Source organism: Marinobacter salicampi, from assembly GCF_011074795.1.
Classification (GTDB): domain Bacteria; phylum Pseudomonadota; class Gammaproteobacteria; order Pseudomonadales; family Oleiphilaceae; genus Marinobacter; species Marinobacter salicampi.
Genome location: NZ_JAAMPF010000036.1, coordinates 103,531 through 114,924 on the forward strand (window position 1 = coordinate 103,531; position 11,394 = coordinate 114,924).

An 11,394-nucleotide genomic window follows, 5' to 3' on the forward strand; every position below is an offset into this window, starting at 1 on the left:
ACATACGTCATTGATACGGATTCGCATTTAGATTAATCTTCCGGGGTTGACGTTTCCTGTTGCCCACGGCAGCAGGAAATGCGGTTTGCCATGCTCTCATCCCGAGACCGCAAGCGACCCCATTCGAAGAGTCCGGAGCCCGCCATGATGCCTTTCCTTGACGTTAAAGATCTCAGCGTTCGCGTCGGGTCGACACAGATACTCCAGGACATCAGTATCGGCTTTGCAGAGGGCGAGGTTACTGCCCTGCTGGGTCACAACGGTTCGGGTAAATCCACCCTGCTCAACGTACTCGCACGTCAGCTCAAGCCTACGTCAGGTCAGGTTCTGCTCGAGGGTCATGACTGCGAGCGCACCGGGGCGCGGGAATTCGCCCGTACCGTGGGCTACCTGCCCCAGCATCCGCCCGCTACGGATGGGCTCACGGTCAGGGAACTGGTCGCGCTGGGGCGCTACCCCTGGCGGGGGCCACTGGGAAGATACGGCAGGAATGACTACCAGCTCATCGACCGGGCCATCGCGGATACAGGCCTTGCGGGGTTCAGTCACCGTTCCGTGGACACCCTGTCCGGCGGCGAGCGCCAGCGGGCCTGGATTGCCATGCTGCTGGCCCAGCAGACCCGATGCCTGTTGCTGGATGAGCCCATATCGGCACTGGATGTCCGGCATCAGGTGGAAACCCTGCGCCTGATCCACCGCCTGGCCGAGGAACGGGAGCTGACGGTGATCATGGTGCTTCACGATGTGGACCTGGCGGCTCGCTTCTGTGACCGTCTGGTCGCCTTGCGTAGCGGTGCCGGCGGTGGCCAGCTGATAGCCGACGGCACGCCTGCGCAGATCATGGACGGCGACACCCTGCAGGCCATCTTCAGCGTTCCGATGGGGGTGATGGAACGGATGCCGGGGCAGTGGGTTTCCTATGTCCACTAGGCCACGCGGGTGGTTTCTTTTCTTCCTGTGCACGCTTCTCAGCTCTTCTTTAAGCCAGGCAGGCGTCTGGCAGCATGAACGCGGACAGGTTGAGCTGGAGGGAACGCCCCAGAGAATCGTTGCCCTCAACTGGGCAGCCACCGAGGCCCTGCTTATGCTGGGGGTGGTGCCGGTGGGGATTGCCGATAAGAGCGGTTACCCGGTGTGGGTCCAGGAGCCCGAGTTACCCGACTACGTCCCCAATGTCGGGATGCGAAGCGCTCCCAGTCTGGAGGCAATTGCGGAGTTGCAACCCGACCTGATCGTCACCAGCGGGCAACTGGCGCCGGCCTGGGAGCAGTTGCGTGACATTGCGCCCACCTACGTGATCAGTGTTTACGACCAGGGTGCCCAGCCGTTTGCCCGCGCCCGCGATATGCTGCTTGCCCTGGGCGGCATTCTCGACCGTCAGGAGCAGGCTCGGCAGGCCCTTGCCGACCTTGATCAGGAGCTGGCAGAAAACCGGGCGCGCCTTGAGGCTGCAGGTCTCACAGGCAAACCTGTGGCACTGGTCAACTTCATGGACGCACGGCATGTGCGGGTCAATGCGCCCAACGGACAGCTACAGGCTGCGCTGGAAGGACTTGGTCTGGACAATGCGTGGACCGAGCCGGGTAACTTCTGGGGTTTTTCCATGGTCGGGCTTGAGGCCTTCGGCGACCTGGCAGGCATCCGCTTGGTCGCTATCTCCCCTGTTGCCCCGGGCCTGGCCGCACAGCTTGAACAAAGTCCGTTCTGGCGGTATTTACCTGTGGTCAGCTCCGGCGAGATCTATCAGGTTGAGCCGGTCTGGGCCTATGGCGGAGTGCACTCGGTAAAACGGATGGCGCGGCTTTTAACGGAGGCGTTACTGGCTGGAGGGCAGAGCAATGTTCGCTGAAGTGAGCTCAGCCCATGCGACAGCGCCGCGGTCCGGACTGCCGCTGCGCCTGCCGTTAGCAGCGGCCATGCTCTGGGCCGTGGCCTGCGCGATCACGGTCATGCCCTGGCTGGACCAGATGGGTTTGAGTGCTTTTTTACAGGCTTTTGCCCTCGATACCGTCGATACCTCAGATAACCCCGGTTACGATCAGGTGATGATTTACTACAGCTGGGCCCCGAGATTCGCCATGGCCATTCTTATCGGCCTGGGCCTTGGCTTGGCCGGGGCAGTGCTGCAACAGGTGCTGGGGAATCCCCTGGCGTCGCCGACTACCCTCGGGGTTGAGTCCGGCGCCCAGTTAAGCATCGCAGTAACCACCCTGTACGCACCGGCCCTGCTGGCCCTGAGTCCTGACTTTGTGGCTGTCGCAGGCGGTCTTCTGGCTGCCGGACTGGTAGTTGCCCTGACCTGGAAGCTGGGGTTTTCGCCAGTCACGGTCATCCTGGCCGGTCTGGTGATCAGCTTCTTTCTGGGCGCTCTTAACACCGCCTTCCTGTTGTTCCACGGCGAGTATCTGGGCAATCTGTTTATCTGGGGTGCCGGCTCCCTGGTACAGAATGACTGGTCCCAGTTTATGGAACTCTGGCCGCGGGTACTGGTTGTGGGGATCGCCCTGGTCCTGCTGATGAAACCTCTGCAGCTGCTACAGCTGGGGGCCGGGTCGGCGCGGTCCCTGGGAGCCAACGTCGGGGCCCTGCGCCTGCTGGCACTCTTGCTGGTGGTACTGATGACAGCCTTTGTGGTCAGTCGCGTTGGCGTGGTGGCCTTTATCGGCCTGGCCGCACCGGTGCTGGCACGGCTGCTGGGCGCCCGCACACTGGCGCAAAAGCTGGTCTGGAGCGCCTTGCTGGGGGGCGGCCTGTTGCTACTGGCGGATGTGCTGGCGCAATGGGCCACGGGCTGGACGGATGGCAAACTGGTGCCAACCGGAACGGCCACCGCTCTGATCGGCGGGCCGGTCATACTGCTGGCGCTGCGGACCATGAAGAATGACCGCCATATGCCCGGTGAGAACTCCGGGCCGGCCCGCTTCATTCCCAAACGCTATCCGCTGAAACCTATCCTGGTGGTGGGCGGGGCGCTACTCGTCGCGGTTGCTGTACTGTCGCTGGGCTGGGCGCCGGGCCTGGAGGGCTGGCGCTGGACCGCCCCCGCGAACTGGCAGGATGTCATGCCCTGGCGGGGCCCGCGCCTGCTCGCAGCCATGGCTGCGGGGGTTGCGCTCGGGCTTGCAGGTACCATTATCCAGCGGCTCACCGGCAATGTCATGGCGAGTCCGGAGATTCTCGGCATAAGCTCCGGCGCCGCTCTCGCCATGGTGGCCCTGACGTTGTTGGGGGCGGACCAGAGCCGGAGTATCCAGTTACTCACAGGCGGGGCCGGTGGCGCCGCCGTTCTGTTGCTGTTACTGGCCCTGTCCCGTCGTCATCAGTTTTCCGGGCACCAACTGCTGTTGGGCGGGGTTGCCATCTATGTTTTTATGGACGCCGGCCTGCGGTTGGTGCTGGCGGGCGGCGGCACGGATGCGGTGCGGCTGCTGAACTGGATGGCAGGGTCGACCTGGCTGGTTACCGGCCCTGAGGCTATATCCCTGGCCGCGATTACCCTGGTGCTGGCGGTGGTCGCCCTGATGGGCTCCAGAGCCCTGGTCATATTACCCTTGGGCTCCAGCTCAGCCCGGTCCCTGGGGCTGCCGGTGTCAAAGGCCCGCCTTCTGCTGCTGTTGCTGGCGGCCTTCCTGACCGCGGCGGCCACCATGGTCATCGGACCTCTGAGTTTCGTTGGGCTCATGGCACCGCACCTTGCCCGGGTTCTGGGGCAGCAATCGGCGATCCGCCAACTGCTGGTAGCAGCCCTGGTGGGTGCCTTGCTGCTGGCTGGTGCCGATTACCTGGCCCGGGTGGTGATGTTTCCCTATCAATTGCCTGCCGGCCTCCTGGCTGCCCTGGTGGGTGGCGGCTACTTCCTGTGGGGTATGAGTCGTCATGGCCGAGCATGAGGTCTGGCTGGAACGTTACGACGCACTGCTTCAGGAAGCTGACGTTACCCCCAAGGCCGTTGCCGTCAGCATGGATGTCGCAGAGCCAGAGGGTTCCCTAAACAGGCAGGCCCCCGGGTATGCGCCCATCGGCCTGGCGGCCAGCTTGGCCTGTCCTGAAGTCATGACTGGCCCGTTGCGGGAACAACGTAATGCAGAGCCACTGCGGGTCTATGCATCGGTTCTGCACCAGGATCTTGCTCTGACCATCGTTGCGCCAGCCGTGACCCGACTGCTGCTTGACGGTGCCAGCCGGGTTCCAGTTGCGGAAGATATCTGGCTTGCCCCCGGCCCCAAAACACCGGCCTGGCAGTGGCGCCCAAGCGCTTCCGCACAGTCCGTAAGCGACTTTCTTGCGCTCATCGCCCGGGAGCTCAATCGTTGGTATCCGTTCTTCCGACACAGCCTCGGGGTAAGTCCGGGCGCTTTCTGGAGCAGTGTCGGTCTGGGCCTGTGTGCGCCTTTCTCCGCCCTTTACGATAAGGCTCCGCCAGAGCGCCTGTGTCAGGAAGCGACCGAATGGCTGAACCAGTTTGACTGCGATGCCCGGCGTTTTATCGACTGGATTCCCCTGGAGTTCAATCGTCATCCCTGTGCCATCCCCCAGCGACGTGGCTGCTGCCTGAAATTCAAATTGCCGAATGGCGGCTACTGCGGGACCTGCGGTATCTACCGCAAAGAGCGAATGGCAAAGGTGGTCAGTTCATCGGCGTAATACGGCCTGCCAGTCCTGTCCAGTCGATAGGCAGCCGCCTTTGCAGTTCCTTCAGCCTGGGGTTTTCTCTGGTAATGGGAGCGGCCGGCTGAACGCTGGCGTAGAGCACGTAATTGTTGGTCTTGCTCCTGAACATGAACACACTCGCAAAACACCGGCGGATATGCTGGAACAGTGGCCCGTCCTGGGGCGAGCGGTGATAGTTGATTGCCAGCCAGCCGGACTCTGAAAGGGCATCCAGGCACTGGTCAATAAAACGTCGTTGGGATTGGGCGGGGCTCATATGATCAGCGCCATACATGTCGGCCAGGATCAGGTCCGTACTGCCAGGAGCCAGTTCGCGCAAGGCGGGCCGGGCGTCGCTGACCGTAATCCTGATGTTGTGGCCCTGGGGGAGGCTGAAATACTCCCTTGCCACCGCGACCACCTCGCCCCGAAGCTCTACCGCATGAAGTTCGCATGCCGGCAGCATGGTGTGGAGGGCGCCGAGCAGCACGCCGCCGCCAAGGCCCAGAATCGTCGCGTGGCGGGGCTCACGCCAGACAAGGGGAAGCAGCATGGCACGGTTGTATTCGTGAACCGGCACATGGGGTCGCAGACGTTTGATTTTGCTCTGCTCAAAGACCGAATCGAAGCTCAGGATCCGATGTTTGCCATGGTCGATCACCAGAATGTCGCCCAGGGCGTCTCCGGTCCGGTGAACGATGGTGCCGCGGAGGCTCAGGTTCATCTTGGTCGTCTGGTTATTGGTCGGTAAGGGTTATGGCTCCGCAACCTTACGACGGTTCGTCAGTCTGTTGCAAAATTCACCGGTGCCCGGCCGGATCAAAGTCCATTCCAGTGCCGTTTCAGGTTCGGATCAGGGCATTTTGGCCGTCCGACGACGGCTACAGGCGGACTACCTTCTGCATTACGAACTTACATTCAGTATCATTTTCAACCGCATGTTTTCAGTCAAAAATTAAATTTGTAAGAATTTGAAATTTTGTCAACTCCCGGGCTGGAACACCCCATTGTCTTGCTTTATATTGCAAGCCAATGAGCTCTACTCCACCACGTGTCCGCACTCCGGAGGCCTGGAGCCTCGTCGCCATTTCCCGATAATCCGAAAGGCCAACTATCGTGACGTTTCGCCCACGTATTGCTGTGCTTGTGTGTCTGCTGGGTCTGAGTCCTGGCACTCAGGCCCATTGGGCAGACGCCATTGCGCCCGTGGTTGACGAGTTCGCCAGTGAAACGTCCAAGAACGACACCAGCTCACCAACCGAAACCGCCTCGCCTGTTGGCAAGATGGTCGTTTCTGCGCCCCCCGGCTGGCTCGAGGAGCGGGTTGCCATCGATGGCGACAGCCATCAGCAGGATGGTGACTATCGGGGTGAACTGGGCCTGGCGGCCAGCGACCTGACCGGGCTAAACGATGCTCTGGCACTGAATTACCGTCGGTCACTTGCCCGTAGTGATGCCCAGACCCGTGGCTTCGGATTCGACTACTCCTTCCCCTGGCGTGCCGGCACTATCCGGGTGTACGGCAATATGCACGAGTACGAACGCTCGGCGATGAATTCCGAGCGCAAGTACCAGGTCAGCGGTAACAATCGTGCGGTCAACTTCAGTGCCAATCGCACCCTGCTCAGTACCGACAATACGGTGTTCGGCGCGGTGCTGGGGCTGGGCACGCGGGACAGCGAATATTTCGTTGAAGGCGATCGCAATGATGATGCCAGTCGCCGATTCTCAACGCTTAGGGTCGAGGGGCGGCTGCGGCAGTACCTGGCGCTGGATACTACGGCAACCACCAGCCTGATGGCTGAGCGCGGTCTCGAAATGTTCGGTGCCGATGGTGATGAGCAATGGTCCGGCGAGCAGCGCACGGAGTACCGCAAGTACATTTTTCAGAGCAAGCTCAGTAAAGAACTCTGGCGCTGGCACTACGATCTCAATGGCCGATACCAGTTCACCCCTGACATTCTGCCCGGTTCCCAGCACGTGCTGGCGTTCAGCTCCGGCATGATGCACGGCTTTGCTGGTCAGAGTCTGGGGGCCAGTCAGGGCGGGTGGTTGCGGATGAACGCAAACAGTCCCTGGTCCCCCATTTTCTATGTGCCTGGCTTCCGCGCCAACCTTCAATTGTCGGTCCTGAAGGGCTGGATTCCGGAGGATGAAGTGAACCAGAGTCGCCATGGCAGTGCCAGTGCCGCTGAGTTGGGGTTCAACCTCCGGGGCGATGGGCTCAGTGCAGGCTTCCGGGTGGGCACACTTCTCGCCGCCTCAGATGATGCTGCCCATCGACCTGACGTGCCCGACATGTCCCTCTCCCTTTCCTTCGATCTCTAGTGCCGCCGTCTTCCTGGTTCGCTGATCGTCAGTGACCCCGTAGCACGACCCCTACCGTACTTTGCTTCTGACGACCTGTGTTTGCATGGATAATGTGTCTGCAAGGGTAAATCTATGCGGCAGGCACACTTATGCTACGCTTAGATCAGCTAGTGCCAGAGTTGGTCTGGTAGCCAGGTTTTTTGCCCTGGAAAATGCTCTCTCCACCCCCCGTTACGTACTTGTCACTTGAAGGGGTCCGCCTGGCCGTGTCTCATAAGCGGTTGCGGTGGAGTAAGTGTTTGCCATCGCAGGCTGGAACATTCTATAAAAAGGGACGCTGACCCCGCTTTCTCCAGGCGCTGTCGTGATGCCGTTGCGGCTTGCTGAGCCGGACCGGACCATGGCATTTTCCGCAGACACATGGGGTCGCGATATACGGAGATGGAAAGTCCATGTTCTTAGCACGGATTACTTTGGCATCGGTTGTACTCGCCACCTGCATATCCCCTGCAATTGCCGACTCTTTCGGTTTTGACCAGGTCGCGGAAAAAGCCAAGGCGCTTGCAGCCGAAAGCTATAAGGCACCAGAGCAGGTGCCCCAGTTCCTGCGTGACCTCAGCTATGATCAGTATCGTGAAGTGCGTTTCAAGCCGGAGGCCAGCCTGTGGCGTGACGAACCCTCGAAATTTGAAGTCATGATGATGGCCCCCGGAAGTTTCTACGGTCATCCGGTGAGGCTTAACGAGATCGATTCCGACGGCGTTCGTCAGATCAGCTTCGACAAAAGCCACTTCGACTTTCCCAACGACGGCTTTTCCAAACGCATACCGGCCGATCTGGGTTATACCGGATTCAAGCTCACCTATCCGCTGACGTCCGAGGACACCCAGAACCAGTTTCTGGTGTTCGCCGGAGCCAGTTATTTCAGGGGTGTGGGAAGTGACAATAACTTTGGCCTTTCAGCCCGGGGTATAGCCATCGATACCGGTCTTTCCTCCGGCGAAGAATACCCGGCCTTTATTGAATACTGGCTTGAGCAGCCGTCGGCCGAGGCTGATTCCATGGTGGTCTATGGTCTGCTGGACGGGCCCAGCGTAACCGGGGCCTACCGGTTTGAGGTCTATCCCGGGGAAGCCACACGCGTTGACGTTTCCGTGCGGCTCTATATGCGCCGCAATGCGACCCTGCTGGGCTTTGCACCGTTGACCAGCATGTTCTATTACGGCGAGAACACCCCCCGTCCTTTCGGCGAATGGCGCCCCCAGGCCCATGATTCCGATGGCCTGCTGGTCCACGACGGGGCCTCCGGCGAGTGGTTGTGGCGTCCGCTGACCAATCCAGAGACGCTTAGGGTCAGCTATCTGCAGACAGAAAACATAAAGGGTTTTGGCCTGATGCAGCGTGATCGGGAATTCCATCACTTTGAGGACATGGAAGCCCGTTATGAGAATCGTCCCAGTGCCTGGGTAAAACCCCAGGGCGAGTGGGGCAAAGGCGATATTGTTCTGGTGGAAATCCCGACCCATTCGGAAACCAACGACAATATGGTCGCATTCTGGCGCTCAGAGGCAAATGCACAAGCAGGGGATGAGTTTAGCCGTCGCTATCAGTTGTTCTTTGGCGAAGAAGACATCACCGATCAACCCGGCGGACGTGCCAAGCGCACTTTTGTGGGCGACGGCGAGCGTATTGGCGGCGGGGACACCGATGGCGCCTTCCGGTTCATCGTGGATTTCGCAGGCAATGCCCTGGACGGCCTCAAACCCGATGCCTCGGTTATAAGCAAGGTATCTGGAAATGAGAAAACCGAAGTGATCGAACATTTTGTGGAATATATCGAGCCCAAACAGGTGTGGCGTCTGTCGATGCTGGTTAAACCCGATGCAGATGCCACGCTCTCGCTCAGGGCGTTTCTTGAAGCCGAAGGCGAGCCTCTGACCGAGACCTGGACCTATGAGTTGCCAGCGGGGCAGGGGTTGCGAGGGAACGCAAACAACTAGAAACAGGCAGGGATATGGCGAAGGTATTATGTCAGCAGGCGCTCGACAGAGTCATTGCGTACCTGAAGGGTTACGGCGTTGAGCCGACCAATGAGGTCTGCCGAAAGGCACTGAAGGTAGTCGATGTCGCCATGGCGGACGGCAGTGAAGACCTGATGGCCCGGATTGTGGACCGGGTACCTGAGTTCTTCCATCTACCGGAGCTGCAGGTGCCCACCCAGCGCCCCCCGCTGGCCCGTGGCAGTATTGGATATTTCCCCTATGGTTGACGCTGTGGTTACGGCCCATGAAGACATTGTGCCGCCGCCTGGCAAGGTGCGTTGGCGCGGGGTTGCCTTTTTCCGTCGAACGCTACTTATACTTCTGGTGCTGGGCCAGACGTCCGTGGCCTGTTATTACCTGCTCTGGGTGCTGCCTTACCATGGCAGTACCTGGGTCGAAAAGGGGTTGGTGGTGCTGTTTGCCATTCTCTACGCCTGGATCGCAGTAGGCTTCTGGACAGCAGTCATAGGACTGATACTGAGGCTTGGCGGTGGTGACCGCTATTCCCTGCTGAAACGCCACAATGATGAAGAACTGGCCGCCACCACCCTGGCTCCCACGGCTGTGGTCATGCCTATCTATCACGAACCGGTGCAACGGACGCTGCGTGGCCTGCGGGCGGTCTATCGTGACATTGAGCGCACCGGACAGCTTGAGCATTTTGAGTTCTATATTCTTTCTGACAGCCGGGATCCGAACGTCTGGCTGGAAGAGCAGGCGGCCTGGCAAAGCATGTGCGACGAACTGGGCGCCGATGGCCGGCTTTTTTATCGCCGTCGCACGGTAAACCTGAACTATAAGAGCGGCAACGTTGCCGATTTTCTTCGCCGCTGGGGCCGGCGTTGCAAATACATGATCGTGCTGGATGCCGACAGCTTGCTCAGCGGGCGCACCCTGGTAAAGATGGTTCAGCTCATGCAGCGTGAGCCGGGTACAGGCATTCTCCAGACCAACCCCAACGTGATCAATGGCCGCTCGCTGTTTGCCCGCCTCCAGCAGTTCGCCAATCGGGTCTATTCACCTCTATTCTCAACCGGACTGGCGGCCATACAGATGGGCGACGCCGCTTTCTGGGGCCATAATGCAATCATTCGCGTGGATGCATTTATGGCCCACTGTGGCCTGCGCAAGCTGCCCGGGTTCGGGCTCTTCAGTGGACCGATCATGAGCCACGACTTCGTCGAAGCCGCCTACATGGGTCGGGCCGGTTACGAAGTCTGGCTCGAGCCCGGCCTGGGTGAAAGTTATGAGGAGTCGCCGCCATCGCTGGCGGATGAACTGACCCGGGACGAACGCTGGTCCAAGGGCAACCTGCAACACCTCTGGATCATGCTGTTTGGCCGGGGCATCCGGTTCGCTCACCGGCTTGCCTTTTTCAACGGCATCATGGCTTACGTGGCTTCCCCACTGTGGCTCGCGTTCCTGGTGCTGACGACTGTAGAGGCAGCCCAAATGGCGCTGGCGCCCATCAACTATTTCCCTGAGGGTTATCATGGGCTATTCCCGTTGTGGCCGGAATGGCGACCGATATGGGCCGTGACCCTGGCCCTCAGTACCCTTGCACTGCTGTTCCTGCCCAAGTTCATGGCGATACTGGACGTTGTCGTGAAACGGCAAACCGCTGCGTTTGGCGGTTTCCTCCGGCTCATAGCCAGTGTGTTCGTCGAGATTGGCATCTCTGTGCTACTGGCCCCCATCCGTATGCTGGCCCACAGCCGTTACGTGCTTGGGGCATTGTTTAACCTGTCGCTGCACTGGGGCGGGCAGAATCGTACCGAAGCCACTTCCTGGCGTCAGGCTTTCATGACCCAGCTACCAGGCACCATTGCCGGGCTGGCATGGTCGGCCTTTGCCTGGAATCTGGACATCATGTTTTTCTTCTGGTCGCTACCTGTTGCGATTCCTCTTGTGCTGGCGGCGCCCACCTCGGTTCTGCTGAGTCGGAACCGGCCCGGTGATGCACTTCGGCGGCGCAAGCTGCTGCTGATTCCGGAGGAACTCAGGCCGCCGGTTTTGCTCAATGACACCACGGATGAGCATCAGCTGTTGCCCCCGATAAAGGGGCTGACCCGATTTGAGGAAGCCGTGCTCGCCCCCCGGGTCAATCACATGCACCAGAGTTTTGCCCGCACACACCGGGGCCAACTGCGCCGGGAGACGTTGGGCAAACTGGTCAGGCGCTGCCTGAAGGATGGGCCTGCAGCCCTTACCCGAAGTGAACTGAGTCACCTGTGTCGCGACCGGGATTCGTTACTTGATTTGCACAAAGGCGCCTGGCGGTCCAACCCCGATTCTTTCTGGGGCCGCCGCCTGGCGGTGCTGGCGGATGAGAGCTGAATCCGGGGCTTAACAAATCCGGGGTTTACAAATAAGGACAGGGAGATGCTCTGCA

General features: G+C 60.2%; 9 protein-coding genes. 8 read left to right on the forward strand and 1 reads right to left on the reverse strand.

The window, feature by feature from the left end:
- The first annotated feature begins 144 nt into the window (after positions 1-144).
- Genes G7W63_RS18360 through G7W63_RS18375 form a run of 4 tightly spaced genes read left to right on the forward strand, consistent with a single transcriptional unit; the run spans position 145 to position 4,644 of the window.
- Positions 145-930 (forward strand): ABC transporter ATP-binding protein, encoded by a 786-nt coding sequence (locus G7W63_RS18360; RefSeq protein ID WP_166262395.1) that lies wholly within the window; start codon positions 145-147, stop codon positions 928-930.
- Complete coding sequence (locus G7W63_RS18365; protein WP_166261845.1) at positions 920-1,849, forward strand: ABC transporter substrate-binding protein; 930 nt, start codon at positions 920-922, stop codon at positions 1,847-1,849. Before G7W63_RS18360 ends, G7W63_RS18365 begins: the two co-directional genes overlap by 11 nt.
- Positions 1,839-3,890, forward strand: coding sequence for a Fe(3+)-hydroxamate ABC transporter permease FhuB (gene fhuB, locus G7W63_RS18370; RefSeq protein WP_166261847.1), 2,052 nt, complete (start codon positions 1,839-1,841; stop codon positions 3,888-3,890). The genes G7W63_RS18365 and fhuB overlap by 11 nt, the downstream gene beginning before the upstream one ends.
- Entirely contained in the window at positions 3,877-4,644 is a 768-nt protein-coding gene (locus G7W63_RS18375) for a (2Fe-2S)-binding protein (RefSeq protein WP_166261850.1), read from the forward strand. Before fhuB ends, G7W63_RS18375 begins: the two co-directional genes overlap by 14 nt.
- On the opposite strand, the gene G7W63_RS18380 is transcribed toward G7W63_RS18375, so the two are convergent.
- Positions 4,628-5,374 (reverse strand): spermidine synthase, encoded by a 747-nt coding sequence (locus G7W63_RS18380; RefSeq protein WP_242634490.1) that lies wholly within the window; start codon positions 5,372-5,374, stop codon positions 4,628-4,630. The two genes, G7W63_RS18375 and G7W63_RS18380, sit on opposite strands and share 17 nt — an antisense overlap.
- Before the next feature lie 392 nt (positions 5,375-5,766).
- Here G7W63_RS18380 and G7W63_RS18385 point away from each other — a divergent pair, with 392 nt between their 5' ends.
- The 4 genes from G7W63_RS18385 to mdoH all read left to right on the forward strand — a co-directional run bounded on the left by G7W63_RS18385 (position 5,767) and on the right by mdoH (position 11,339).
- Complete coding sequence (locus tag G7W63_RS18385; protein WP_166261852.1) at positions 5,767-6,978, forward strand: ShlB/FhaC/HecB family hemolysin secretion/activation protein; 1,212 nt, start codon at positions 5,767-5,769, stop codon at positions 6,976-6,978.
- Positions 6,979-7,412: 434 nt separating this feature from the next.
- Positions 7,413-8,960, forward strand: coding sequence for a glucan biosynthesis protein G (locus G7W63_RS18390; RefSeq protein ID WP_166261854.1), 1,548 nt, complete (start codon positions 7,413-7,415; stop codon positions 8,958-8,960).
- Positions 8,961-8,974: 14 nt separating this feature from the next.
- On the forward strand, positions 8,975-9,229 hold the full coding sequence (locus G7W63_RS18395) for a hypothetical protein (protein WP_166261856.1): 255 nt from the start codon (positions 8,975-8,977) through the stop codon (positions 9,227-9,229).
- A complete protein-coding gene (gene mdoH / locus G7W63_RS18400; RefSeq protein ID WP_166261858.1) occupies positions 9,222-11,339 on the forward strand; it encodes a glucans biosynthesis glucosyltransferase MdoH in 2,118 nt (705 codons plus the stop codon). Before G7W63_RS18395 ends, mdoH begins: the two co-directional genes overlap by 8 nt.
- Positions 11,340-11,394: the final 55 nt, after the last annotated feature.

Bases quoted from the DNA above. Each gene is read 5' to 3' on its own strand.
- G7W63_RS18360 (WP_166262395.1), top strand. From the start codon at position 145: ATGATGCCTTTCCTTGACGTTAAAGATCTCAGCGTTCGCGTCGGGTCG.
- G7W63_RS18365 (WP_166261845.1), top strand. From the start codon at position 920: ATGTCCACTAGGCCACGCGGGTGGTTTCTTTTCTTCCTGTGCACGCTT.
- fhuB (WP_166261847.1), top strand. From the start codon at position 1,839: ATGTTCGCTGAAGTGAGCTCAGCCCATGCGACAGCGCCGCGGTCCGGA.
- G7W63_RS18375 (WP_166261850.1), top strand. From the start codon at position 3,877: ATGGCCGAGCATGAGGTCTGGCTGGAACGTTACGACGCACTGCTTCAG.
- G7W63_RS18380 (WP_242634490.1), bottom strand. From the start codon at position 5,374: ATGAACCTGAGCCTCCGCGGCACCATCGTTCACCGGACCGGAGACGCC.
- G7W63_RS18390 (WP_166261854.1), top strand. From the start codon at position 7,413: ATGTTCTTAGCACGGATTACTTTGGCATCGGTTGTACTCGCCACCTGC.
- G7W63_RS18395 (WP_166261856.1), top strand. From the start codon at position 8,975: ATGGCGAAGGTATTATGTCAGCAGGCGCTCGACAGAGTCATTGCGTAC.
- mdoH (WP_166261858.1), top strand. From the start codon at position 9,222: ATGGTTGACGCTGTGGTTACGGCCCATGAAGACATTGTGCCGCCGCCT.